This window comes from Agrobacterium sp. 33MFTa1.1 (assembly GCF_004328495.1).
Taxonomy (GTDB): domain Bacteria; phylum Pseudomonadota; class Alphaproteobacteria; order Rhizobiales; family Rhizobiaceae; genus Agrobacterium; species Agrobacterium pusense.
Window position 1 is genome coordinate 1129859 of the sequence record NZ_CP036359.1, and the last position, 25340, is coordinate 1155198.

Here is a 25340-nt window from a genome sequence, read left to right on the forward strand (position 1 = left end):
GTAAGCTAGACCACTACTGGCGGGCAAAACGGGTGGTGGCATCCTTGATGATCGCCGATAGCCGTGTTGACGTGACACTTGGTACGCTCCCTCCAGCGTAAAGTCTTTTCAGCAAGAGCTGGTACTGTGTTTCATCCAACCCCAGCGCAACGACCAGGCCGTCGTCGGTCCGATCCAGCACCGTGGCGGTGAAATCTCCGATTTCTTTGAGTTTCATGATGATCTGGGTAGCTATAGGCGCGTCTACCCCTCTGAGACGGGCCGTTTCCTGCGTCAGGTCCGTCATCCAGACGCGCTTCAGCGCACCGCCGAGGGATATTACGACCCGCTCGGGACGGTCCGCATAGTGTTTCTCACGTCGTGGCAACTCGACACAGACCAGCAGCGTCACGGCAAGGATCACCAGATTGTAAACAGTCCAGAACAGGATAACGACCTTCCCGTCTCCTGCGTCATTGAACGCGAAACGGTCAGAGACCAGACCGATCAGGACCCCGGCGACGGTCAGAAACGTCAAAAGGAGGAAGGGGCGCATAAGACGCCATTGGACAACGACTTTGGTTCGGTCTCCTCCCTTTGCCGTAACACTGAAAGGGTGACCTTTCGGCTTCACAAGCCCCACAATGGCGGCTCTCGATATGGGGAGCGCACCAAGCAACTGGCTGACGTCATTGACGATGGGGATCACCATTCCGGACGAGATGAAGTTCAACACGAACAGGATCCACACCATATACGCCCCGAAATAGCTGATGACATCGGGAACAGATGCGTTGACCACCGTGATGTTGAAAAACCAGTAAAAGAGAGGAAAGGTCATGGAGGCGATGCGGAATGTGAAGGTGGTGAGCCAGAAAAATACCGAGTCAACGACACTCCAGCGGTCCCGCAGCCGCAAATTGTTCCGCGAAAAGGGACCTAGCCTTCCTCGGGCAATCTGCATGAGCCCCAGGCACCATCGCGCTCGCTGAGTGACGTATTCCTTCAACCCCTCCGGAGCAAGGCCCTCGGTCAACGCTTCGTTCAGATAGACCGTCCGATAGCCGTGCTCCTGCAACTGAAGCGTCAGCATGAAATCTTCCGTGATGCTGTCTGTCGGGAACCCACCGGAGGCCTGCACTGCCCTCCATCTGATCACCGACGACGTGCCGCAGCAGAATGCGATGCCCCACCCGTCGCGGCTTGGTTGTAAATGGTCAAAGAAAAAGCGCTGCTCGTCGGGATACGATCGGCTGAGCCCGAGATTATGCTGGATAGGATCCGGATTGAAGAAGTGCTGGGGTGTTTGAACCAGTCCGACCTCCTGGTCGTGGAAAAGCGCAAGTGCGCGCGAGACAAAATCCGTGTGAGGAACGAAGTCCGCGTCCAGCACGGCTATGAAGTCTGGCGGTTGATCGTCTTGCGCAAGAACGCCCAGGGCATGATTGATATTGCCGGCTTTCGAGCCCTTGTTATCTGGCCTGCGAAGGTATCGAACGTCGTGCTCCTTGCAGAAGTCACGCAGCCAGTCACGGCGCCCGTCATCCAGCACAAGAACCTGGACGTCCGGATGATCGCTGGCCTTTGCCCCGACGACCGTCCGTTCCAGAACGGCTTGCTCCTCGTTGTATGTGGCGATCAGAATCGCGACTTTTGGAGGCGGATCCGGTTGCCACCAGGATTTATTCTCCTCGACTTCAGGGGACCGATCGGTGGTTCTGGTCAGGATTGTAAACGCGCTCAGCGACGAGAGAACAGATAATGCTTCCAGAGCAAAGAATGACCAACTGAACAGACAGTCCAGCGTGAAGCCGGGCGGGGCCAGGGTCTGGGTTCCTCGCCACCAGATATATCGCACCGCTAAAGCCATTCCGATTGCGAAAAGGAACGTCCTGTGGGTCCAGTTACGATTGTTCAGGAGGTATGGCAGGACGAGTGCGCACCCGAAGGCCAGAGCCAGATGAGCGAAGCTCGACTGAAGTTCGCTAAGATAGAGAAAACTGTCCAAGTCCTATCTCCATAGTCCTCGCAGCCAGTCAAAAGCGCGCGTTTCGAAAAACACCCTGCCCGTGCGCCCTGCGAGGCACCGAAGGTCGGGGTCGTCCCGCAGAGCCGGCACATCAAGTGCCACGTCGTACCTTTGGAGGTGGCGCTGACTCGGTGCTATTGCCATGTTTTCATAGATCGTAGCCGCGCCGGAACCCGCAAGGCGGATTACCGATCCCTGAAGAACCTGACGGCTTCGGTTAAGGCGAAAGGTCGCGGGTGCGCCGACCCTGAGGGAATTGTAGACGCTTTCCGACACGGATAAGGTCACAATTGCGGAGTCGCAGTCGATCAGGCGCATGAGGTCCTGACCGCGCTGGACCGTTTCGCCCGAAGCGGAGAGATACTCCCACAGCGCACCATTCACATTCGCCACCAGATCTGAGGAAGAAAGTCTGTTTACACGAAGACGCTCGTTTGCCAGCCGATCGGAAATTGCAGCCAATGCCAGTTTCTTCGCCTCAAGTTGCGCTTTTAATTCCAGACGCTGCACGTCGATCTCGGAAATCCTCTGTTCGGAGTAGGGGGCGTCGTTAAATCCGTCTCCGAGGAATACTCCCCGCTCGGCCGCCTTCTGTGCCACAACGATTTCGGCGGCCTGAGCCTTTGCATTTGCGACCTCCAGCGCGGAAACCTCGGAAAGTGACTGGGCCTGTTCAAGGGACTGTGCGGTAGAAATGCCCTGACCGCTTAGCCGTGATGATCGCTCGCGGCTGAGTTCCGCGTATTTCAGACGTGCCTCGGATGCAGCACGCGAGGCGTCGGCAGACTGAGCCTGAGCCGCGAGCTGGCGTTTTCTTTCCTCACGATAGATGGCCGCGCGGGTCTGCAACTCATCAATCGATTCATCGAAAGACGTGACGACGGTCTCGAGCCTTTTTATTTCGGTCTGAGCATCGGCCTGTTGAAGTTCGAGATCAAGGAGACGGATGCCGTCAACAAGAGGATCCTCAAGAGAGCCCAGTGGATCGCCTTGCGCAACCTGGGCGCCCAGCGGCCTGGAAATCAATTCAATTTTGCCAGCGATGGGAGCGCGTATCGTCGTCAAACGGGCATTTATGAACGCATTCGCACTCGCGCCGCTAAGCTGCTCCCCAAGCACCACATAAAGAGCACCGCAGATCAGCAACAAACCGAATCCGATCTTTATGAGCTTCATGTTTCCTCCTCCGCATCTACCTAACAAAACGTACGGCCGGGGATCGGTTCACCCTGCTTGAGAAAACCCGCTCCCAGAGTTAGCGCGCGGTTAAATGACAACCGGCGCATATAGACTTTGACCTATCAAACCACCGAGCGCTAAACGTGTCTCAGGTCAAAACTTGCCCGCGAGTTTTTGTGGAGCGCTCGCTTTGCACGATTATCGACAGGCAAAGGGCGAGAATGCGTGCGACGATCACCGAGAGGAGGTGGCTCGGCGAGCGTCATGGATAGATCGAGAAGTTCGGGAGACGCGACTAGGGTCGTTCGATACGCCGCGCGAATTTTGTCCAGATCGACAGCAATAAAATCGCGACGCCGCCGGTCGCTATACCGATTATTGCCTGAATAAACGCGGTGGCCAGCCAATTCGTCACGGAGGGGACAATCACCAGGGTTTGTTCTATCCTTGATGCGACTGTTTCGATCAGATGTTCAGGCTGATGCCATCCCATCCCCGCCAGGCTGTGTACGATAATGCTTCCGCCTACCCAGAGCATCGCCGCCGTTCCGACGATTGCCAGTGCCTTGAGAAGAAACGGTACACCTTTGACCAGCCCGGCACCGACCGTCCTTGACAAAGGTCCCCGGACTTCGTCAGGTGCAATCCGACGTCATCTGCTTTGACAATGAGCGCGACCACGCCATAAACTGCTGCGGTGAGCAGGATGCCAACCGCCGCCAGGACCCCTGCCTGGGTATAGATGCCGGAGGAGGAGACACCAGCCAGTGTCAGCGCCATGATCTCGGCCGAGAGGATAAAGTCGGTACGGATCGCGCCTGCGACCTTGCGGTTTTCCAGATCTGTTGCATCAAGCGCCGCGTTGTCGTCCGGACCGTGTTCCGGGGCATGAGCGAAAAATGCCTCATGTAGCTTCTCCGCGCCTTCGTAGCTCAAGTATATGCCACCGATCATCAGGAGCGGTGTGATGAGCCAGGGAGCGAAATATCCGAGGACGAGAGCGATGGGCAGGAGGAAGATCAGCTTGTTTTTAAGCGATCCAAGCGCAATTTTGCCAATGATCGGCAGTTCACGCGCGGGAGCCAGACCGACGACGTAGGCCGGCGTGACGGCGGTGTCGTCGATCACGACACCTGCCGCCTTCACACTGGCTTTGGCAGTCTGGGTTGCGACGTCGTCGAGGGACGCGGAGGCAGCCTTAGCTATCGCTGCCACGTCGTCAAACAATGCGATCAATCCGGTAGCCAATTTAACTCCTGAACAGGTTCAGCGTTGTCCGTGATTTGGGGCCGTTGCACAGAATGGAGAGTAAAGGTTGCTCGATATATCACAGCCATCCTGTCTTCTTGAACCGGTAATAAAGTATCGCGCAAAGGGTGATGATTACGGCGATCACGACATAATAGCCGTATTCCGATTTCAGTTCCGGCATGTGCTCGAAGTTCATTCCATAAATGCCGGCGATCGCCGTTGGGACAGCCAGGATCGCGGCCCAGGCTGCAAGCTGGCGGGTGATCATACCCTGGCGCTGCTGTTCAAGCAGGTTCGAGGCCTCGAACACGGAAGTGATAACTTCCCGCAAGCCTGACATCATGAATTCGACGCGCCGTACATGGTCAAGCACGTCCCGAAAATAGGCTTTGGCGTTCTCGTCAATACAGGGCAGCTCCAGATTGGCGAGCTTGCCAGCGACCTCCTCCATCGGGCCCAGAATGCGCTGAAAGCGGATCACCTGCCGTCGCATGCGGAAAAGCCGTCTGATCTGCTCCCTTTCGAGAAATGCAATCAGCATGTGCTTTTCCATCTCAAGCACCTTGTCCTCCAGCGTCTCGACCATCGGCAGATAACCGTCGACGACGAAATCGATGATACCGTGCAGGACATAGTCCGGGCCATGTTCGAGGAGTTGCGGAGACTGTTCGAGATGCTCCCTCAATTCCTTGTGGGAGCGTGCCGAACCATGCCGGACCGAAATCACATGGTGCCGTCCGACGAAAATACAGGTTTCGCCATAGGCAATCTTGTCGCCCTCAAGATGAGCGGTCTTGATGATGACGAAGAGCTGATTGCCGTACACCTCAACTTTCGGCACCTGCCTCCCGTTCAGTGCGTCTTCGACGGCAAGCGGATGCAGGTCAAACATCGACTTCAGGCTCGCCATTTCCTCGACGGTCGGGTCGGTGATACCGATCCAGGCAAACTCGCCGTCCCTCTCGGGGAACGGTCGGCCAGTCAAGGGGAGTTCTTCGGCACGCTTGCCAAGGCGGTAGATGTAGGAAGCTATAACTGTCATGAAAACCGCAGTGAGTTAACCGTCATGATTTGGTATTCTGATATCGTAGTGACAAGATGGAACGGGCGATATCCTATCCGTAGCGAATCTGCACACCAGCGTCATTGGCAGAATCGCAGCGTCACGGCGCGTCCATCGAATGTAAGTTTGCCGTCACTGGAACAGTCCGCGCTGCACACCGTTATAAACCGGCGCTGCAAAGGGTGGCGTTGGAGATGGTTTGCATGAACAGTCGCATTTGCATTATCGGTTCGGGGCCTACCGGAATCTTTTCCCTTCAGCGACTTATTCATTCTCCTTCCCCAATGAGTATTACTGTCTTTGAAGCAGAAATGCTGGCGGGGAAGGGAACGCCCTATCTTCCCGGCTCAAATGATCCTGTCATGCTTTCCAACATTCCGAGCATCGAGATACCGCCGTTGCCGCTGTCACTGGTGGAATGGCTATCTCGCCAGGAAGACGATTATCTTAACCGTTTTGCCATTGTGCGCGATGCCATCAGCGAGCGTGCGTTTTACCCGAGGTTGGTTCTCGGTGATTATTTTCAAGAGCAGTTCAGTGCGCTTGTGGATTATGGAGTCGAGAAAGGTCACCAGATCGATATCCGCCCCGGGCACCGCGTCAGTGATATATCGCTCGACGTCGACCATATCCGAATTTGCGTCGAAAGCCCTGACGGAAAGTTCGACGCGATCTATGACCACGTCGTGATGGCAACGGGCCATAATTGGCCTGATAAGACCGAAGTGCAGCCAGGCTACTTTGCGTCTCCATGGCCCGCTTCCGCGCTCAAAAGTTCCTGCTATGGAAGGCTTGGGATACTTGGGACGTCGCTCAGTAGTATCGACGCGCTTTTGACCGTCGCGGTATCCTGCGGCTCGTTTGTTTATGACGACACGGGAACAATGAGGTTTCACGCATCCACCGGGCACGAAAACTTCACAGCCGTGATGATGTCCCGCAAGGGACTGTTACCGGAGGCGGATTTCTATTGCCCGCTTCCCTACCGGACACCGAGTGTTTGCACGCAGGAAGCTGTCAATGGAGAAATCGAGATTGGCTCTGCCGGTTTGCTCGACAGGGTTTTCGAGCTCTTCAAGCGGGAAATCGCGACCGCCGATCCTGACTACGCAGCCGAAATAGGGCTAAATTGCCTGACGGCAGACACCTTTGCTGACGCATATTACTCTCGCCGGTCGGGAGTGGATCCGTTTGTCTGGGCAGCAGCAAACCTAGCCGAAGTCGAACGCAACGCAGAGCAGCGATTCACTGTGCCTTGGCGCTACGCCATACTCATCACACATGAAATCATCGCCAGAGCAATCCCGCACCTGGACACGCGTGACCTAGCGCGGTTCAACCGATCGTTTAAAAGTATATTCATCGATGAATATGCGACCGTACCCCACCTTTCGATCAAGCGTTTGCTTGCGCTTCGAAACGCTGGCAGGTTGGAAATTATCGCGCTGGGAGAAGATTACGCAATAGACACGTGTGGCCTTGCGCGGGGCGCCAGAGTGACCACGGCCGGCTCGGAAGAAGTCTTCGAAAGTTTCATCGATGCGACCGGCCAAACGGCGTTATCGGCACGGGACCTGCCGTTTCCTTCGCTCGTGAAGCAGGCAGCTGTCAAACCGGCTGTCACGCGCGTGGCTTCGACTGGATTAATAGCCGATACGACAGGCCACAACTTCAAGAGGACCGGCGGTATCGAGGTCGACGAATGCTATCGTCCACGCGATACCGGCTTGTTATCCAACCGGCTTTATTGCGTGGCGATACCATTCCTGTTGCATAAGAACCCCTTTGTACAGGGTATCACCAGCGCCGCTGAGTTAGGGCAGGCGGCCGCGCAGGCTATCCTCGACGATATTCGGGCGACGACAGCCGACTTGCTGCTCACAGCCTGACATAGCGGACAGAATAGATATGACGGTCACTTTTCGCTCAAAACACGTTATTGGGAAAGTCGCTGAGATCTGGCGTTTCCCGGTAAGCTCGCTTGGTGGAGAACGATGCAAACGCGCAGAAATAGAGCCAGCGGGCATCGTCGGCGACAGGCGTTTTGCGCTGTTCGACAATGTATCCGGCGTCGCCGCAGCGCCGGAAAAAGACGTTCGATGGCGGCCGGCACTTTTCCTCCGCAGCGCCATTGATGATGGCGGTGTGCGGATCACGTTTCCAACTGGGTGTAATTTCTATATTGAAGATCCTCAATTGGGACTGGAACTTTCGAAGTATTTTGGCTTTGACGTCGGTATCGGAAGTTACATCGATGCTGACCCGCTTGCCCCTTCTCTTCCCACCGTTGAGAACCGATACTCGAGATCGGCACTTCACTTGGTCACCACTTCGTCACTGGCCGAGCTTCAACAAATGTTATCGGATAGTACGGTTGACCGTTTGCGCTTTCGGCCAAATATTCTACTCGAAACCAGTAATGTGACAGGTTTTGCTGAGTTTCAATGGATCGGTAAGGTCATTAGTTTCGGGCTGGCGGAGGTCGAGGTGACAGACCTCACAAAACGGTGCGGAATGATCCTTGCCGCACAGCCTGATCTGCCGGAACAGCCGGAGATTCTCAGAACGGTATTGAGAAAAGCAGGTCGCGCATTCGGGGTTTATTGCGAACCTGTCAAAATAGGAAATATCGAAACCGGCCAGCGCGCAGAGTTGATTTCCGACTAGTCATTCCAAGGGTCGATTTCCAGGGATTAAAAGCAGGCCGAAAACCCTATAAATTATGCGGTATTTTACGCCATTTCTTCTCTTCAGTAGCGCGACATTGGCTTTTGGTCATTCCGCCATCGATGGCGTCTTGAACTGGTCGCCCGGCGCAGATGGTAAGCCGAGGTTGTTCCGGAGCTTGATGACAAGACTGTCGGGGTTGAGACTTCTCCGAACGCGCGTCCTGTAGTAGAAGAAAAGGCAGCGGTCCGAGAAGGCGAAGTCTCGCAGGCGGAGCCTCCGGCAAGGCAGTTGAACCGCCTTGATGAACTGAGGCAGGAGCGCGAAGACAAGCGCGATCGAGACGACCAGGAACGGTAAGATGAACGGAAAAAGCCTGCTTCACATGTACCACGAGCAGAAATTGGCGGACGAGTTTGCGCGTGATCGCAATCCTGAGGTGCCAGCGATTTTTGTTGCGGTCGCACTGTTCGTGGTGGGTGCAGCGCTCGACACCGCTTGGGTCTACCTACAGCAATGGTATCACGTCGCCACCAGCTACTGGCCGTTCCGATGAATAATGAAAGCCGGGTTAGCCCTGCTTTCTGATTTCGAACGCACGAGAGCCCTCGATTGCAGACGGACGACCCTCCTTCGTACAGTTTTACCACGCAAGTCGTGATGCCTCGCGTGGGATCCACAATGATCACAACCGCTTACGTCATCGACGCCAAAGGCCTTTTGGTGACGCAGGCAGGATCCGTCCGTCTCATCCCGTGGACCTCTATTCGGTTCATACACGTTCACGTAACGAGTGGGGTCGGCTCCACCGGTTTTCCCGTCTACAGCGCCCGTTTGCGGATGCTCTTCGCGTCGAGGGAGATATCCTCGCTGCATTGGCAGGGAGAGGCACGTACCGATCAATCAGCCGGCTACGTTCGCTTCATGGAAGAACTTATTCCATTTGCAATCGCCCGTAACCCGCGGATTCGCCTCCGACACGGTGGCGACCCTATGCTCGAGGCAGCGATCCCGACGGTGCTCTTTCTCGTCTCCATGCCATTCTTGTTGATACCGTTCTTGATCGTTAAACCGCTTGGTGCTCTTGTTTCCGGCTTCAAATTTTCCGGGTTGAACAAATTCGGAACCAGGCCCGTAGTTGCTGCGATCATCGCGGGGCTTGGTGTGGCGCTCAACATGCTTCCCTGGTCGACCGGCAAGCAGTTCAGGGTCGACGATCTGCCAACCGCAGAACTTCCGCCGAAATATCGGAAAGCTCGCGTCTCATCTCATGTGGGATGAAAGCGCGGGTAGTTCCATAATAGAGCTTAGCCCGAGGGAGTCTGGAAACGTTCATGCTGACAGTTGCAGTCGGGAGCAATGGACGGTCGGTCGAAAACTGGTTCGCCGATTATCGGTGCTCATCATTATGGCTTCGGCTCGATGTCACTGCTCAAGCTGTGAAACCAGCGCCTGCATGTTCACACGCAGTCCGTCAGGATCGTAATTGATCTCGACGCCCCCGTTCCCAGGAGGCCCATGCGGATCAGAACATCGGGTGAGGCAGATCTTATCCGCCACGGGCGTGGGACACCAGCAGGGGCACGACTTCGCGCTCAAGCCGCTCGACAGACCAGCTGTGCACAGGAGCGGATACGACGATGGCTCCCGCCGGACGACCCTCTGGCCCTGGTACCGCAGCGGCAACATTTACCTCGTCGCGGATCGACTGGCGATCCGTGAAGGCCACGCCTCGAACGCTTGCCTCCAGAATCTCTGTGCGGATTTCGTCCTTGTTCGTAACGGTAAAGGGAGTACCGGGCTGGACGGGGCTTTCCGAAAGAATTCTGTCAATCTCTCCAGGTGGCAGCCACGACAGGATCGCCCGACCACCGGAGGATGAAACGGCTGGAAGTCGCCTGCCCGGATAGGCGGTTCTGAAAGCCGGTTGTGGTCGGCTTTGAACATGCAGCAGGTGGATGATTTCCGTGCCATCCAGGATGCAGAAGGAACAACGCAGCCCGCATTCTTCCCGCAGCCTTATAAGCCGAGGCCATACCGACCGGAGCAACGCGTTTCCCATCTGGAAACGATAAAGAAGATCAAGCGCCCGCTCCGAGACATGGAAAGCGCGTTTGGGCTGATCTTTCTTCAGATAGCCCAGTCCCGCCAGCGTATCTGTAATGCGCTGGACAGTCGGCACCGGAAAGCCAGTCTGCTGTGAAAGTTGCGTCAGGGTGAGCAGCGGCGTTTGTGGGTGGAAAAACTGCAATAAATGCAGGCTTTTGGAAACTGCGGTCACCGCGAGCGGATCATTCTCGTCGTCGACCAGCGGCCACAGCGTGCGTGGATTTGGCTCGAGGTTGGCCGGGCGTACCGCCCGTGTCACCATCAACTCCCCCATGCGTGAGACGGTTTCGCAAAGTTGCCCGGTCACCGTGCCTGCTGCCTCTGTGTCTACAGGACCGGAAAGCGAAATCGCAGCAAGCGGCTGGCCGGCTGCATCGCGAAAAGCGGTCGCAATGACTTGGCGGGATCCGCCTTCGACAGTACCGTCAAAGGAAAATCCCATGCTGCGCTCAGAGGCTATCCGCTCGCGCAGCAAACCCGCGTCGCCTGTCCATGTTGCCAGAAATGTATCGAGTGTTGTCGCATCCATAAGAGACAACAGCGCCCGGCCTGGCGCGGTCTCGGCAAGTGCGACGCGGCTGCCAACCGGGGCAAGTGCCAGGGATGCGGCGGGTGAGGGGACCCGGGCCAGCGTAACGGCGGTCTTGCCGTCGAGGAGCCAGAGGTCGGTGCTGAGGCCGGTGCGTGCATTCAGTTCGACGACCAGCGGCATCACGAGATCGATCAACTCGTTGCTGTAAAGATAGACATGTGCGGGATAACACGCCCGGTGCCCGAGAGAAAGGACACCGCTCAGTGCGTCGCGTTCAAGCCAATGGGATTTGACAAGTGTATGAACCAGACGCTGGGCGCTGGATCTGTTCATCGCGCCTCGCCTCGCAACATCGGCAATTCTCAGTTCAGGCGTTTCCGGCCCGAACATCTCAAGAACGGCAAATGCCTTCTCCAGCGCGGCAATACGGGCCCGGTGATCGAACCCTTCTGAGGGTTTGGTAAAATTCATTTTGCGACGCAGCAAGATCGTTGACAAGGCTTTCAACGAACCTATAATCGATAGTCGAGAATAGCAATCGCATCGCGGTAAAATAATCCTAAGGGGAACGCCTTGCACTCTATGTCAATCGGAATGACGTCATAGTCAGCTATGCCCACATGCTCGCCATGTGACGGTAAGCTGAACCTTGCAAGCCTGTCGCGTTGCGGTCTCACAGCCGCAGTTGCGCAAGGTATTGCAGTCGTATGTTTCGCCGCACCTTTGCGGCGGTACAAGTGCTCTTCGCTGCGCAAACTTTGAGGGATCGCAGCGACATTATCGAAAACGGTCCGGATCGGAAGGGTGCCGTGCGCTTGCGTGCGGGCCAATGCCCGCGCGTTTCGGTCGCTACCTGCCAAACAAAAAAGGGAACAGCGAAATCATGCACGCTCAGTTGACCAGAAAAGCAAGCCGGGCAAGAAGCCGGCTCGTTGCGGCGATCATCGCCCTTTCAGCCTGTGTTGCGGGCTTTGGAACGGATGCCTCGGCCACAACAATGATGGCCGTACCGCATTCTGGCCTGCGTATTCTCGATCCGATCATCACGACCGCTCATATCGTGCGCAATCACGGCTACATGATCTATGACACGCTGCTGGCGCTTGATGCCGATTTCAAACCGCAGCCCCAGATGGCTGACTACACTGTTTCGGATGACAAGCTGACCTATACATTCACGCTGCGCGACGGTCTGAAATGGCACGACGGCACACCTGTGACAGCAGAAGACTGCATTGCCTCGCTTCAGCGCTGGGGCAAGCGGGATACTTCCGGTCAGATCCTCTTCGACAAGACAGAAAGCCTGACGGCTACGGACGACAGGACCTTTGTTTTCAAGCTGAAGGAACCCTTCGGCTTCTTACCCGACGTTCTGGCCAAGCCGTCTTCGGTCGTGCCGTTCATGATGCCGAAACGTATTGCCGCAACCCCGGCCGATACCGCCATTACCGAATTTGTCGGTTCCGGCCCCTTCAGGTTCGTCACGGCCGAGTACCAGCCGGGCGTCAAGGCGGTCTATGAAAAATTCACCGATTACGTACCGCGCAACGAGCCTGCGAGCTGGCTGGCCGGCGGAAAGGTGGTCAAGGTCGACCGTGTGGAATGGTTGAGCATGCCCGATGCCCAGACCGCAATCAACGCTATCCAGTCCGGGGAGATCGACTATATCGAAGCTCCGCCGGTTGATCTTCTACCACTTGTCGAGAGCAATGACGAACTGACCGTCAAGACGCTAAACACGCTTGGCTCGCAGACCATGGGCCGCATGAATTTCCTCTACCCGCCATTCGATAACAAGAAGATCCGCCAGGCTGCTCTCAAAGCGATGAACCAGAAGGATGTTCTCGACGCGCTGATCGGCAATCCGGACTACTACACCATCTGCGGCTCCGTCTTCGGCTGCGGTACGCCGCTTGAAGCACTGGCCGGTTCGGAAAGCCTGACCGGCGCGGGCGATATGGAAAGCGCAAAGGCACTCCTTAAGGAGGCCGGTTACGACGGAACTCCCGTTGTCATCCTTCAGCCAACCGACGTCGTGACCGTCAAGGCCCAGCCCGTCGTGGCGGCGGCTGCGCTGCGGGCTGCGGGCTTCAACGTCGAACTTCAGCCCATGGACTGGCAGACGCTCGTCACTCGCCGCGCCTCGCAGAAGCCGGTGGCTGAGGGTGGCTGGAACATGTTCTTCACCAACTGGATTGTGCCGGAAATCATGACGCCGCTTAACAATCCGATGTTGAACGGTCGCGGCGCCAAGGGATTTTTTGGCTGGCAGACGGACGAGAAGCTGGAAGCGTTGCGCGCCAAATACATCGCCGCGGCGACAGCTAAAGAGCAGAAGGCTGCGGCCGCCGAGCTTCAGGCCCATGCCATGGACGAGGTCAGCTACGTTCCGCTTGGCCAGTACAAGAACCCCTCCGTGTGGCGCAACCAGCTTTCCGGCTTCCTGGAATCGCCGGTTCCCGTGTTCTGGAACATCGAGAAAACAGAAGACTGAGCCTCGTGCAAGAACATGGCGGCATCCCGCGGATGCCGCTGCCCTGCCTGCCCAACCGACGTGAGGATGCTTATGCTCGCCTATACGTTCCGCCGAATTCTGGCCTCCGTTCCGGTAATGATCACGGTCGCCGTCTTCGTTTTTCTCCTGCTGCGCATAACGCCCGGCGATCCGGCCGCCATCATCGCCGGCGACATGGCCACGCCAGAGCAGCTTGAGAAAATCCGCGCTGCCCTCGGCCTCGACAAACCAATCGTCGTGCAATTCGTCTCGTGGTTCTGGTTGCTTCTCCAGGGCGACCTTGGCGTGTCGCTGATTTCCAATACGCCAGTCACTGCGATGATCGGCAAGCACATCGAACCGACCGTGAGCCTTGCGCTCGTCACGATCGTCCTGTCGGTGCTGATTGCCGTTCCACTTGGGGTCATCGCTGCGTGGCGCCACGGCACGTGGATCGACTATGCCGTCATGACGGTGTCGGTCGTCGGCTTCTCCGTGCCGGTTTTCGTGATCGGCTATATCCTCATCCAGGTCTTCGCCATCGACCTCAAGTGGTTTCCGGTGCAGGGCTTCCGGAGCATCACCAAGGGCGTCGGTCCTTTCGCGGAACGCGCCATTTTGCCGGCCCTCACACTTGCTTCCATTTATATCGCGCTGATCGCCCGCATGACACGCGCCTCCGTGCTCGAAGTGCTGGGCGAGGATTATGTGCGAACCGCCCGCGCAAAAGGGCTGAAGGAAAATACCGTCCTGTTCCGCCACGCGCTGCGCAATGCCGCGGTTCCTGTGCTCACCATTATCGGCACCGGCTTTGCGCTGCTTATTTCCGGCGTCGTGGTAACGGAGAGCGTATTCAACATTCCCGGCATTGGAAGGCTCACGGTCGATGCCATTCTTGCCCGCGATTACCCTGTCATTCAGGGCATGATCCTGCTGACAAGCGGTATCTATGTGATGGTCAATCTCCTCATCGACCTCTCCTACTCCTTCTTCGATCCGAGGATACGGTACTGATGGCCAATTCCACGCTTTTTGGTGCCGCCATGCGGCTGCCCGTTTTCGCCGGCAGAAAAAAACGCGGACAAGCTGTCCTCGTCCCTGCCATCGCGCTTGCAATTCTTATCCTGATCATTCTCATGGCTGTTCTCGCGCCATGGCTTGCTCCGCATGATCCCGTGGCCATGACGCCCTCTGCCCGCCTCAAGCCCGCCAGCGATATCTACCCGCTCGGTTCCGATGCCTACGGACGGGACCTGCTGTCGCGTGTGCTCTACGGGGCTCGCATCTCCCTTTTTATTGGTATCGGAGCGACTGTCATCTCGGTGGCTGTCGGACTGGGGATTGGCCTGGTCTCGGGCTTCTTTCGGTTCCTCGACACCGTGGTCATGCGGATCATGGACGCACTGATGGCAATTCCAAGCCTGCTGCTCGCCATCGCCGTGGTTTCGCTCACCGGGGCAAATATCTGGACCGTCATGTTCGCCATTACTGTCCCGGAAATTCCTCGTGTGGTGCGTCTTGTTCGCTCGGTGGTGCTGACTGCACGCGAAGAGCCCTACGTCGAGGCCGCGATCGCTGCCGGTTCGGGCCTTCCGAAAATCCTCTGGCGGCATCTGATGCCGAATACCCTGGCGCCGCTCATCGTGCAGGCCACCTATGTCTGCGCCTCGGCGATCCTTACAGAAGCGATCCTGTCTTTCCTCGGGGCTGGTGTCTCCACGGAAATACCGACATGGGGAAATATCATGGCCGAGGGACGCGCCTATTTCCAGATCAATCCGCAACTGATCTTCTGGCCAGGTCTGGTGCTCTCGCTCTGCATTCTATCCATCAACCTTCTCGGTGATACGGCGCGCGATCTGCTCGATCCGCGCATGAAGAAAAGGGAGGCCGCGAAATGACGGCTGTTGCATTCGATCCCGCCACCGCGTCCGAAGTATTGCGCGTCGAGAACCTCGTCATCCGCCTGACCGGAGACGATGACAGCGTGCCGGTCCTCAACGGCATTTCGATCACCATCCGAGCCGGAGAAACTGTGTGCCTTGTGGGCGAGAGCGGTTCTGGCAAATCGGTGACCTCGCTCGCTACGATGGGGCTCCTGCCGCGAAATTCTCTTGAACCTGCAGGGGGTACAATCCTCTTTGAAGGTGAAGACCTCCTCAAGGCCGACGCCGGTCGCATGCGGGCACTGCGCTCGAAAAATATTGCCATGATTTTCCAGGAGCCGATGACAGCACTCAACCCGGTGCTGACGGTTGGCAGGCAGATTTGCGAGGTGCTTCAGGAGCACACGACGCTTTCAGCAAGAGAGCAGAAGATCGCCGTTCTTGAGATGATGCGGGAAGTGCATCTGCCCGATGTCGAGCGGATATTCGCAGCCTATCCCCATCAGCTCTCGGGTGGACAGCGCCAGCGTATCATGATCGCCATGGCCTTGATCCTCAAACCCAGACTGCTGATCGCCGACGAACCGACCACAGCCCTTGATGTGACGACCCAGAAGCAGATCCTCAAGCTCATCAATGAACTTCAGGAAAAGCAGGGTACCGCCGTTCTCTTTATAACCCACGACATGGGCGTAGTGGCCGAGATTGCAGACACCGTCTACGTCATGAACCGTGGCAATCTCGTCGAGAGTGGTCCGGTCGACACGATTTTAAGAGCGCCGGAAATGGACTATACCCGCACGCTTCTTTCTTCCGTGCCAAGCCTTCAACCGCGCGAGCCGCGCCCCGCCCTCTCGGACGAGGTCGTGCTCTCGGCCTCGGAGCTTGAGAAGGTGTATGGCAAAAAAGGCTTTTTCGGAAAAACCGCGGCCGGAACAAAAGCCGCGACGGATGTGTCCTTCACACTGAAGAAGGGTCGTACTCTCGGTATCGTCGGTGAAAGCGGCTCTGGCAAGTCGACCGTCGCTCGCTGTATTATGCGGCTGATCGATCCCACCTCCGGCTCGATCCGCATTTCCGGACAGGAAATCGCCGATTTCTCCCGCCGGACCCTGCAGCCATATCGCCAGCATATCCAGATGGTGTTTCAGGATCCCTATCGCTCGCTCAACCCGCGTATCACGGTGGGGGAAAGCATCATTGAAGGGCCAGTAAATTACGGTACGCCGAGGCGGGACGCCCTGAAGCGAGCGCGCGAACTTCTCGCAATCGTCGGCCTGCCCCCGGATGCAGTGGGCCGCTATCCTCACCAGTTCTCAGGCGGCCAGCGCCAGCGCATCGCGATCGCCCGTGCCGTTGCCATGAACCCGAAGGTTCTCGTGGCCGACGAGGCAGTGTCGGCACTCGACGTATCGGTTCAGGCACAGGTACTCGACCTTCTTGCGGACTTGCAGGAAAAGCTCGGTATTTCCATCCTGTTCATCACGCATGATCTTCGCGTTGCCGCCCAGATATGTGACGACGTGATCGTTATGCAGAAAGGTCGCATTGTGGAATATGCCAGCGGCTACGAAGTGCTCACCAGTCCGGTTCATGCATACACCCGCCAGCTTATCGATGCCGCCCCGGGGCGGCATTGGGATTTCGCCAATTTCCGGCCGCTTGCCCCCGAAGCTGCATAATTTCCAGGAGAATGACCGATGACGTCCCGGCGTGTCGCCTTTGCCGGTTTCATTCATGAGACCAATACATTTGCTCCCACCAAAGCCACTTATGACGCCTTTCTGAAGGGATCCGGCCATCTGCCGCTCTGCCGCGGCGAGGAGATGATCGCTCTCGTCCGGGGCGCAAATACCGGTATCGAGGGCGCGCTCGATTACGCCCGGCAAGCAAACTGGGAAGTTGTTCCTATACTGCGGGCAAGCGCCGTTCCTTCTGCTCATGTTACCGAGGATGCTTTCGAGCGCATTGCCGGTGAGATCGTTGCCGGCATCGTGGCAGCGCTGCCCGTCGACGGAATCTACCTCGATCTTCATGGAGCCATGGTCTGTGAACATCTGGACGATGGCGAGGGCGAACTTCTCGCCCGCATCAAAAGCGCAGTCGGCCACGACATCCCCGTCGCTGTCAGTCTCGACCTGCACGGCAACATAACCAGGCGGTCGGTCGACGACGCCGATGTCATGATCGGCTACCGCACCTATCCGCATGTGGACATGGCCCTGACTGGCAAACGTGCCGCGGGTTTGCTTGACCGCCTGATGGATGGTGAGCGTTTTGCGAAGTCCTATTGTCAGATCGACTATCTGATCCCCATATCGTGGCAATGTACTGAGATGGAGCCGGCGCAATCCATCTACGCCCGCCTCGCAGGACTGGAGGAAGAGAAAACAATTGTCTCACTCTCCTTCTTTCCCGGCTTCCCGGCTGCCGATTTCAACGATTGCGGTGCGACTGTTCTCTCCTATGGAACGACGCAGGAAGCAGCTGATCTTGCCGCCGACGAGCTGAAGGCCCTGATCGACGCCAGCGAGCCCGCCTTTGCCGGGCGCGTCTACAGCGCTGATGAGGGCGTAAAGGAGGCAATACGTCTTGCCGCAAACGCCGCAAAGCCTGTCGTGCTTGCGGATACTCAGGACAATCCCGGGGCCGGTGGCGATTCCGATACGACCGGAATGCTGCGGGCTCTCATCGACAACGGTGCACAGAACGCAGCACTTGGCCTGCTCTATGACCCTGAGGCTGCGCTGGCAGCACAGGCAGCAGGCGTCGGCGCAACGATCCGCATCGCGCTCGGTGGAAAATCCGGCATTCCCGGTGACGAGCCGCTTGAGGCCGAGTTCATCGTCGAAGCATTGTCCGACGGGTTGACACGCGTCACCGGTCCCTACTACGGCGACACCCTGATGCGGCTTGGACCTTCAGCGTGCCTCAGGATCGGTGGCGTTCGCGTAGCCGTAGCCTCTCACAAGGTGCAGATGGCCGACCGCGGCCTGTTCCGTTATCTCGGCATTGAGCCGGAAACGTCGAGCATTCTCGTCAACAAGAGCTCGGTGCACTTCCGCGCAGATTTCGAACCGTTTGCCGAGACAATTCTCGTTTGTGCCGCACCCGGTCCAATGGCCGTTGACCCGGCTGCCCTTCCATGGAGGAGGCTTCGCCCGGGCGTCCGCCTCTCCCCTCTCTCTGCCGCCCTCTCCTGATCCGTCACTTTTTTGAATTCAAGGATACAGCAATGCCCGTTATCGAGAAAATTGCCGCCTGGCACGATGAAATGACTGCCCTTCGCCGTGATATTCACGGTCATCCGGAAATCGGTTTTGAGGAGATACGAACTTCCGCCATCGTTGCCGACAAGCTGGTGAGCTACGGCATCGAGGTGCATCGCGGCATCGGCAAGACCGGCGTTGTCGGCGTTTTGAAGGGGGCTAAGGGGAGGGGGCGTACCATCGGCCTGCGTGCCGACATGGACGCGCTGCCGATGGAGGAGCGTACCAACCTGCCTTACTCGTCGAAAATCGCGAACCGCTTCCACGGCTGCGGCCATGACGGTCACACGACCATGTTACTTGGTGCCGCGCGATACCTCGCCGAAACCCGCAATTTTGCCGGCACGGCCGTATTCATTTTTCAGCCCGGCGAAGAAGGCTGCGGAGGGGCTCGCGCCATGCTTGCAGACGGCCTGTTTGAACGTTTCCCCTGTGACGAGCTCTACGGGTTGCACAATATGCCGAACGAGGAGCCGAACAAGATCGGCATCAAGCCGGGCACCGCAATGGCCGGCGCTGATTTCTTCGATTTTCACATCAAGGGACGCGGCAGCCACGGTGCGCGTCCCGAAGGGTCGAAGGATCCCGTCATTGTCGCAACTCACCTGGTCTCGGCTCTGCAATCGATCGTGTCGCGCAACATTTCTCCACTTCGGTCAGCCGTGGTGTCGGTCACGCAGATTCATGCCGGCTCCGCCTATAATGTCGTTCCGGAAGAGGCGACAGTCTCCGGCACGGTGCGTTATCTCGACCGCGAGGTGAATGAACAGATCCGTGAGCGTATGCGCACCATCGCAGCCGGCCTTGCCGCGTCTTTCGAAGTCGAAATTGTAACAGACATTCGCAATGTTTTCGACGTCCTCATCAATACGGAAGAACTTGTAGAGGGCTTCGCTGATGCCGCCCGCGACATCGTGGGTGCAGATCTTGTCTATACGAAGGACGAGCCTGTCATGGGCAGCGAGGACTTTGCCGATATGCTCTACAAGGTGCCCGGCGTCTACTGCACCGTTGGCCATGCCGGATCGGTACAGCTGCACAATCCGGGCTTTGTTCTGGATGACAATATTCTGCCGGTTGGTGCGAGCCTTCTGGCGCGTGTCGTCGAAAAACGTCTGGCCGCCTGACGCCCATGCCCTGCCACAAGATCGGGATTGCTCCCTCCCTTGAGCGCGGGCGTCCCGTCACGATGAAACGAGCCCCCTATTATGGATTTCACCAAACTTCCCCTTGATATAGACGCCATGCTGAAGCGTCTCAGGCCCTGGATAGAATGCGAAAGCCCGACATTCGATGCTGCAGCCGTGGATCGCATGATGGATCTTGCTGCCACCGATTTCGCAACGATCGGTGCCACAATAGAACGAATCCCCGGCCGTAAGGGACTTGGCGGCAGCCTGCGTGCGCGTTTTGGCGACAAGCACGGCACGCCTGGAATTCTCGTCTCCGGTCATCTCGATACGGTTCACCCGGTTGGCACGCTGAAAGAACTCCCGTTTCGTATCGAGAATACACGTGCCTACGGCCCGGGCATACTCGACATGAAGGGTGGCAATTTTCTGGTACTGGAAGCAATGAGGCAGCTTCTGAACACGGGCATCGGCACCCGCCTGCCGGTCACCGTCTTGCTGACCCCCGACGAAGAGATCGGCACACCCTCAACGCGGGACCTGATCGAGGCTGAGGCCCGGCGTAACAAATACGTGCTGGTTCCCGAACCGGCACGGGAGGAGAACGGCGTGGTCACCGGTCGCTATGCCATCGCCCGCTACAACCTGATGGCCCGTGGCACACCCTCGCATGCCGGCGTATCGCCGAAATCCGGCCGGTCTGCAATTCGTGAAATGGCCCGCAGGGTAATTGAGATAGATGAAATGAGCGACGACGACTGCACTTTTTCCGTTGGCGTCATGCATGGCGGGCAATGGGTCAATTGTGTCTCTTCGCTGTGCACGGCCGAGGCACTGTCCATGGCGAAAACCGATGACGATCTCGCGTCCGGTGTCGCCCGAATGCTTAATTTGTCAGGGGTGGAAAACGAGGTGGAGTTCTCGGTCACCTGCGGCGTCACCAGACCCGTCTGGCCACCGGACCGTCCGGAAACCATGGCGCTTTACGAAAAGGCTCGTTTGCTTGCCGACAGTCTTGGGGTTTGCCTTCCCCACGGCAGTTCAGGCGGCGGTTCCGACGGCAATTTTACGGGCGCGCTCGGCATTGCCACGCTCTGTGGCCTGGGGCTGCGTGGCGCAGGTTATCACACCCTCGAAGAGCACATCGAAATTGACAGCCTGATTGATCGCGGCAGGCTGATGGCCGGTCTTCTGGCGACGCTGGATTGAGGACAGAGTAATGACAGGCGACATCACCCGGCTCTCCGCAGCCGCGCTTTCCAGGGCAATCCACCTGCGGCAGGTTTCCTGCCTCTCCGTGATGGAAGCCTATCTCGATCGCATCGACAGTCTCAATCCGGCCGTGAATGCGATCGTCTTTCGTCGACCAAGCACAGAGTTGCTGGAGGAGGCGCGCGCCTGTGACCGGGAACTTGAGGAAGGGCGCTCGCGCGGATGGATGCACGGGTTCCCCCAGGCGGTAAAAGATCTCTCCGAAGTTCAGGGCCTGCCGTGCTCCTGGGGGTCGCCGCTCTTTGACAATTTTGTTTCCACCGCCGACAGTCTCCATGTGGAACGTGTTCGCGCCACCGGCGCGATTTTCATTGGCAAGACCAACACGCCCGAATTTGGCCTTGGGTCCCATACGACCAACCCTGTCCATGGCCCAACCCGAAACCCCTATGACAGGACCAGAAGCGCCGGCGGTTCTTCCGGTGGCGCGGCGGCGGCGCTCGCATGCCGGATGCTGCCGGTCGCAGATGGCTCTGATATGATGGGCTCGCTGCGCAATCCTGCCGCCTTCAACAACGTTGTCGGCTTCCGGCCGAGTTTTGGGAGGGTTCCAGGCCCAAAAGGGAACGAGCTTTTCCTTGGCCAGCTTGCCACTTCAGGCCCCATGGGCAAGACGGTGGAGGACGCCGCTTTGCTTCTCGCAACACAGGCAGGTTATGACCGGCGCGACCCGCTATCCCTGGCGGACGAAAGTCTGGCAATCCGAGGTCCTGCAACGACACAGGGAATGAAAGTCGCCTGGTTTGGTGATTTCGGTGGATATCTTCCCTTTGAGCCCGGGGTTCTGGATGTTGATTGCAAGGCTCTCGCCGTCCTGGCGAACATGGGCTGCGATATCGATGAACTCGTGCCGGATTTCGAACTGCCGAAGCTCTGGGAAGCGTGGATGATATTGCGCAGTTTCAGCGTGACTCATGGCCTGCGCGCCTTTTATGACCAGCCCGAAACAAGGTCGCTTCTCAATCGGCAGCAGATGTTCGAATTCGGCATCGCGCTTTCGTGCAGTGCCGCCGATATCTTTAATGCGTCCGTCGTCCGGACAGCCTGGTACCAGTATCTCTGCAGATTGTTTGAACGGTACGATTTTATTTTGATGCCGAGTGCACAGGTATTCCCTTTCGATATCGATCTCTCGTGGCCGACCGAAATCGACGGAAAAGCCATGGACACCTATCATCGCTGGATGGAGGTCGTGATCGGTCCCACGCTGGCTGGACTTCCCGTGGCGGCCGTTCCCGCGGGATTCGGGGTTAACGGGTTGCCGACTGGTATACAGCTGGTGGGACCACCACGCAGTGACCGGGCAACCCTTGAATTTGCACTGGCGTATGAGCAGTCAGCTGATATCCGGACGGGTGATGCGGTCATGTAAACCCCTTTGGCGCTCCGGGGCTTTCTTTGAAGCGCGAGCCGGTCTGAGACGGATAGCTTATGCGGCTTGTAGCAAGTAATATCGTCTCGTTGGACCGGGTCCTGCGTTCAATTGCAGAGCCATGAGTATGGTTTCTGTTGCATCCCGGGCTTCCATCTGTTCGCAACAACAAATCTCTGTCATTGCCTGTAGCGGCTGAGGCGCTATCATGGGAATGCTGTGGGGCGCTAAGCTTTGGGAGGAGCGATACGTGAGACGGATGTGGCCAGATGAATTTGCCTTTCTGCTGGACGATGCGGAAGAGGTCGACTTGCATATTCCACCGGTGGCACATGAGGATGGATCGCCGGGAAAAACCATTTCCAGGAAGGCTTTGAAAGTTCGTATCAGCCAGCAGGACTTCGAGAAAATTTGGCCGCTTGCCGAGGCTCGCTATCGGTTGAACGGCAGGTTTGCGGGCAAGGCCATTACGCTGATCGCCAATAATCCCCATTACCAGAAGTGGCATCCCTCCGATGGCGGCAGTGTCGAAAGCGTGTCGGATAGCGGTCAAAAATATACCACGCCTTATGTGATCGTGCACTTTCTGCTGGATGATGTCCGCGAGCCTGTCGAGGTTTAGTTCACAGAGCCGGCTCTGCCGTCAGGTAGCCCGGCCTTTCATGGCGTCGAGATATTGGCGTTGCGGGAATAGTCTCTCGCTTCAAAGGCTCTCGCATATGATCGAACGATCGTTGAAGATTGAGGCAGCCATGGTATGAAAACGGGAGACGCGGCCGCTGGCCGCGTCCTTCGGGTTCAGAAGCCGCTTTTTGCAAGAAATGCCCTGCTGGCTGCCAGATCATCGAGAATGCTGCCAGTATTACGCGGATCGCGTTCCTGTTCGATGGTGATATAGCCGCCATAACCAAGTTCGGTCAGGAGGCTGCGGATGGCTGGATAGTCAATCGAGCCGCGGCCGATCGGACACATCACGCCCTTGGCGCAGGCCTCGAAGAAGCGGATGCGCTCCGCCATCACCTCCTGAAAGACCGCGGGGTCGATATCCTTGAAATGAATGTAGTCGACGCGATCCCAATAGCGGCGCAACGTGGCGACGGGGTCCATGCCGGAATAGGCCATATGGCCGGTATCGAGGCAGAGACCCGCAAGATCTGCGGGAATGTCCTCAACGATCTGCTGCAACTCATCGGCAAACTCGATGTAGCCGCCGGCATGGGGATGTAAGGTGGCGCGCACGCCATATTTGTCCCGGGCGAGCGTTGCGATGGCCCGGATGTTCTCGACCATGCCCCGCCAGGCGGTTTTATCGAGACGTGGCGCGCGGTCAAAATGTCCGGCGGCATAATCACGCTCGTCATGGCCCCAGTCCATCACCGTCAGATAGGGCGCGGAAAAACGTTGGCCCGCATGGGTTTCCGGCTTTGGCAGGCGCGTTATCAGCGCGCAGATCTCCTCAGTCTGGCGTAGCAGATTGTCGCGATTTCCGGGTGAGACCAGATCGTCGAAGATGGTGCCGGCGACGATCTTGAGGCCTCGTTCATCCAGCGCCTGCGAAACGCGCCTGAGGTCGAGCGGCAGATAACCGTAGGGGCCGAGTTCCAGACCGCCGAAACCGGCTGCTTTCGCTTCGTCCAGCACCCTTTCCCAATGGGGAAGATGCGGGTTCTTGACGTCGTCGACGCCCCAGCAGCAGGGAGCGGTGGTGATGGTGATCGGGTTGGTCATTTGCTCCTCATGGCGGCAGCGGCATCGGACTGTTCTCTAGCCCGGTGCAACGTCTCAGCGGTTGATGGCAGCCTGCAGGGCAACGATGGAGGGCCGGCTGTCCGTTTGGTGAATATGGTGAAATCCTCACTTGAAGGCTGACCCAGCCGGAGGAGGATTGATCTGGAATGCCCTTAAATCCATTATGCGAAATCGACCCAGGTGGCACCGGCATCGGCCGAACGAACGCAGTTTTCCAGCCAGCGAACGCCTTCTGTGCCGGCTGCGATGCCGGGATAGTGATGGGTCTTGAGAAAAGCCCTGTCACCGCGATTGGCCGCATCGATTGCCTGGGCGATCCAGAGGTAAATGTTCGACCAGCTATCACCGAGACCTTCGGTGTGCAGCGCGCCCATACGATCGATAGCAAGGCTCTCCTCTTCCAGATACGGCATGCCGTGATGCAGGATACGCTCCGGCTCGCCCTGAACCTGATAGATCAGCTGATCGGGACGCGAATCTGACCATTCAAGCGACGCCCTGGAGCCTATGAAGCGGTAACGCTGCGACCCCATATTGCCGGCATTGACGGAAGAAACCCACAGACGACCGCGTGCGCCATTATCATAATGCATGAGAACCGTCGCATGGTCCTCCAGCGGCGCCCGCGTCGGGATGAAGGCCTTCCGGTCGCACAGCAGTCGTTCCACCTTCATGTGCGGCAGCACGATTTCCGAGAGATAATAGAGATGCGTACCGATATCGCCGAGCACGAAGGTCGGGCCAGCGGTACGGGGATTGGTGCGCCATTTGACGGCCTCGCCTGCGCCCACATCGTCGCCGGCATTGAAGCCGTGGGTATATTGCAGATCGACGATGCGGATATCGCCCAGCATCCCCTTTTTGACCATGGCCGCCATCTGGTGCACCAGCGGATGGCCGGTATAGCCATAGGTGACGCCGACGATCAGTCCCTTCTGTTCGGCCAGCCGCGCCACCTCGTCACATTCTGCAACGGTGAAGAATAACGGTTTTTCGCAGATGACGTGCAGCCCGGCTTCAAGGCAGGCCTTGGTGATCTCGTAATGGGTAAAGTTGGGGGTGGCGATGGAGACGACGTCGATACCGTCTTTGCGCGCGGTTTCGCCAGCTATCAGTGCCCTGTAATCCGGGTAGCAGCGTTCCGCCGCCACGCCGAGATTGACGCCGAAATCGCGGCCCATTTCGGCATCGAGGTCGAAGGCACCGGCGACGAGCTGGTAATTGCCATCGCGCAGAGCGCCGGTGCGGTGCTTGTATCCTACCTGTCCCGTGCGGCCGCCGCCCACCATGGCCCAGCGCAGCGGTCGCGAAATCAGTCTTTCTCCATTGATCATGTCGATCGTCTTTCCGTCGGATGTT

19 protein-coding genes and 1 pseudogene are annotated in these 25340 nt (G+C 57.7%); 13 read left to right on the forward strand and 7 right to left on the reverse strand.

From position 1 onward, the window contains the following. Positions 1-13 precede the first annotated feature (13 nt). The 4 genes and pseudogenes from EYD00_RS19000 to EYD00_RS19015 form a co-directional block, all read right to left on the reverse strand. Positions 14-1987: a glycosyltransferase family 2 protein gene (locus EYD00_RS19000; protein ID WP_022563341.1), complete on the reverse strand. Its 1974-nt coding sequence runs from the start codon at positions 1985-1987 to the stop codon at positions 14-16. A 3-nt stretch (positions 1988-1990) separates the two neighbouring features. Further along, a complete protein-coding gene (locus EYD00_RS19005) occupies positions 1991-3184 on the reverse strand; it encodes an HlyD family secretion protein (RefSeq protein ID WP_004437388.1) in 1194 nt (397 codons plus the stop codon). Between the two features lie 298 nt (positions 3185-3482). Next, positions 3483-4435: pseudogene (locus EYD00_RS19010) on the reverse strand (DUF808 domain-containing protein). 79 nt (positions 4436-4514) lie between these two features. Further along, complete coding sequence (locus EYD00_RS19015; RefSeq protein WP_022563344.1) at positions 4515-5480, reverse strand: magnesium and cobalt transport protein CorA; 966 nt, start codon at positions 5478-5480, stop codon at positions 4515-4517. 224 nt (positions 5481-5704) lie between these two features. On the opposite strand from EYD00_RS19015, the gene EYD00_RS19020 reads away from it, so the two are divergent. The 4 genes from EYD00_RS19020 to EYD00_RS19035 all read left to right on the forward strand — a co-directional run bounded on the left by EYD00_RS19020 (position 5705) and on the right by EYD00_RS19035 (position 9449). Beyond that, positions 5705-7390 (forward strand): FAD/NAD(P)-binding protein, encoded by a 1686-nt coding sequence (locus EYD00_RS19020; protein ID WP_022563345.1) that lies wholly within the window; start codon positions 5705-5707, stop codon positions 7388-7390. A 19-nt stretch (positions 7391-7409) separates the two neighbouring features. Continuing rightward, positions 7410-8168, forward strand: coding sequence for an MOSC domain-containing protein (locus EYD00_RS19025; RefSeq protein ID WP_022563346.1), 759 nt, complete (start codon positions 7410-7412; stop codon positions 8166-8168). 361 nt (positions 8169-8529) lie between these two features. Beyond that, positions 8530-8724 carry a hypothetical protein gene (locus EYD00_RS19030; RefSeq protein WP_022563347.1) on the forward strand — a complete coding sequence of 65 codons (195 nt, stop codon included), beginning with the start codon at positions 8530-8532 and terminating at the stop codon, positions 8722-8724. Between the two features lie 125 nt (positions 8725-8849). Further along, a complete protein-coding gene (locus tag EYD00_RS19035; RefSeq protein WP_022563348.1) occupies positions 8850-9449 on the forward strand; it encodes a hypothetical protein in 600 nt (199 codons plus the stop codon). A 268-nt stretch (positions 9450-9717) separates the two neighbouring features. Here the strand turns inward: EYD00_RS19035 and EYD00_RS19040 are convergent, their stop codons facing one another. Continuing rightward, on the reverse strand, positions 9718-11280 hold the full coding sequence (locus EYD00_RS19040) for an IclR family transcriptional regulator (protein ID WP_022563349.1): 1563 nt from the start codon (positions 11278-11280) through the stop codon (positions 9718-9720). A 412-nt stretch (positions 11281-11692) separates the two neighbouring features. Between EYD00_RS19040 and EYD00_RS19045 the strand changes: the two genes are divergently transcribed. From EYD00_RS19045 to EYD00_RS19085, 9 genes are all read left to right on the forward strand, one after another. Next, positions 11693-13303: an ABC transporter substrate-binding protein gene (locus EYD00_RS19045; RefSeq protein WP_022563351.1), complete on the forward strand. Its 1611-nt coding sequence runs from the start codon at positions 11693-11695 to the stop codon at positions 13301-13303. A gap of 72 nt (positions 13304-13375) precedes the next feature. Beyond that, complete coding sequence (locus EYD00_RS19050; RefSeq protein ID WP_004437414.1) at positions 13376-14317, forward strand: ABC transporter permease; 942 nt, start codon at positions 13376-13378, stop codon at positions 14315-14317. A 29-nt stretch (positions 14318-14346) separates the two neighbouring features. Beyond that, positions 14347-15204 (forward strand): ABC transporter permease, encoded by an 858-nt coding sequence (locus EYD00_RS19055; protein ID WP_223217045.1) that lies wholly within the window; start codon positions 14347-14349, stop codon positions 15202-15204. After that, positions 15201-16871 (forward strand): ABC transporter ATP-binding protein, encoded by a 1671-nt coding sequence (locus EYD00_RS19060; RefSeq protein ID WP_022563353.1) that lies wholly within the window; start codon positions 15201-15203, stop codon positions 16869-16871. The genes EYD00_RS19055 and EYD00_RS19060 overlap by 4 nt, the downstream gene beginning before the upstream one ends. A gap of 18 nt (positions 16872-16889) precedes the next feature. After that, a complete protein-coding gene (locus EYD00_RS19065; RefSeq protein WP_004437424.1) occupies positions 16890-18392 on the forward strand; it encodes a M81 family metallopeptidase in 1503 nt (500 codons plus the stop codon). Between the two features lie 32 nt (positions 18393-18424). Further along, on the forward strand, positions 18425-19585 hold the full coding sequence (locus EYD00_RS19070; protein ID WP_004437426.1) for a M20 aminoacylase family protein: 1161 nt from the start codon (positions 18425-18427) through the stop codon (positions 19583-19585). Positions 19586-19666: 81 nt separating this feature from the next. After that, positions 19667-20797, forward strand: coding sequence for a M20/M25/M40 family metallo-hydrolase (locus tag EYD00_RS19075; protein WP_034500163.1), 1131 nt, complete (start codon positions 19667-19669; stop codon positions 20795-20797). A 10-nt stretch (positions 20798-20807) separates the two neighbouring features. Next, positions 20808-22232: an amidase gene (locus tag EYD00_RS19080; protein WP_022563356.1), complete on the forward strand. Its 1425-nt coding sequence runs from the start codon at positions 20808-20810 to the stop codon at positions 22230-22232. A 259-nt stretch (positions 22233-22491) separates the two neighbouring features. Then, a complete protein-coding gene (locus tag EYD00_RS19085; RefSeq protein ID WP_034500166.1) occupies positions 22492-22854 on the forward strand; it encodes a hypothetical protein in 363 nt (120 codons plus the stop codon). 176 nt (positions 22855-23030) lie between these two features. Here EYD00_RS19085 and EYD00_RS19090 read toward each other — a convergent pair whose 3' ends face one another. Together EYD00_RS19090 and EYD00_RS19095 are read right to left on the reverse strand one after the other, a co-directional pair. Further along, positions 23031-23960 (reverse strand): sugar phosphate isomerase/epimerase family protein, encoded by a 930-nt coding sequence (locus EYD00_RS19090; RefSeq protein ID WP_022563358.1) that lies wholly within the window; start codon positions 23958-23960, stop codon positions 23031-23033. A gap of 182 nt (positions 23961-24142) precedes the next feature. Then, a complete protein-coding gene (locus EYD00_RS19095; RefSeq protein WP_004437438.1) occupies positions 24143-25315 on the reverse strand; it encodes a Gfo/Idh/MocA family protein in 1173 nt (390 codons plus the stop codon). Positions 25316-25340 lie beyond the last annotated feature (25 nt).

Bases quoted from the DNA above. Each gene is read 5' to 3' on its own strand.
- EYD00_RS19020 (WP_022563345.1), top strand. From the start codon at position 5,705: ATGAACAGTCGCATTTGCATTATCGGTTCGGGGCCTACCGGAATCTTT.
- EYD00_RS19090 (WP_022563358.1), bottom strand. From the start codon at position 23,960: ATGACCAACCCGATCACCATCACCACCGCTCCCTGCTGCTGGGGCGTC.
- EYD00_RS19055 (WP_223217045.1), top strand. From the start codon at position 14,347: ATGCGGCTGCCCGTTTTCGCCGGCAGAAAAAAACGCGGACAAGCTGTC.
- EYD00_RS19075 (WP_034500163.1), top strand. From the start codon at position 19,667: ATGGATTTCACCAAACTTCCCCTTGATATAGACGCCATGCTGAAGCGT.
- EYD00_RS19060 (WP_022563353.1), top strand. From the start codon at position 15,201: ATGACGGCTGTTGCATTCGATCCCGCCACCGCGTCCGAAGTATTGCGC.
- EYD00_RS19045 (WP_022563351.1), top strand. From the start codon at position 11,693: ATGCACGCTCAGTTGACCAGAAAAGCAAGCCGGGCAAGAAGCCGGCTC.
- EYD00_RS19015 (WP_022563344.1), bottom strand. From the start codon at position 5,480: ATGACAGTTATAGCTTCCTACATCTACCGCCTTGGCAAGCGTGCCGAA.
- EYD00_RS19005 (WP_004437388.1), bottom strand. From the start codon at position 3,184: ATGAAGCTCATAAAGATCGGATTCGGTTTGTTGCTGATCTGCGGTGCT.
- EYD00_RS19080 (WP_022563356.1), top strand. From the start codon at position 20,808: ATGACAGGCGACATCACCCGGCTCTCCGCAGCCGCGCTTTCCAGGGCA.
- EYD00_RS19065 (WP_004437424.1), top strand. From the start codon at position 16,890: ATGACGTCCCGGCGTGTCGCCTTTGCCGGTTTCATTCATGAGACCAAT.
- EYD00_RS19085 (WP_034500166.1), top strand. From the start codon at position 22,492: ATGTGGCCAGATGAATTTGCCTTTCTGCTGGACGATGCGGAAGAGGTC.
- EYD00_RS19035 (WP_022563348.1), top strand. From the start codon at position 8,850: ATGATCACAACCGCTTACGTCATCGACGCCAAAGGCCTTTTGGTGACG.
- EYD00_RS19030 (WP_022563347.1), top strand. From the start codon at position 8,530: ATGAACGGAAAAAGCCTGCTTCACATGTACCACGAGCAGAAATTGGCG.
- EYD00_RS19095 (WP_004437438.1), bottom strand. From the start codon at position 25,315: ATGATCAATGGAGAAAGACTGATTTCGCGACCGCTGCGCTGGGCCATG.
- EYD00_RS19050 (WP_004437414.1), top strand. From the start codon at position 13,376: ATGCTCGCCTATACGTTCCGCCGAATTCTGGCCTCCGTTCCGGTAATG.
- EYD00_RS19070 (WP_004437426.1), top strand. From the start codon at position 18,425: ATGCCCGTTATCGAGAAAATTGCCGCCTGGCACGATGAAATGACTGCC.
- EYD00_RS19025 (WP_022563346.1), top strand. From the start codon at position 7,410: ATGACGGTCACTTTTCGCTCAAAACACGTTATTGGGAAAGTCGCTGAG.
- EYD00_RS19040 (WP_022563349.1), bottom strand. From the start codon at position 11,280: ATGAATTTTACCAAACCCTCAGAAGGGTTCGATCACCGGGCCCGTATT.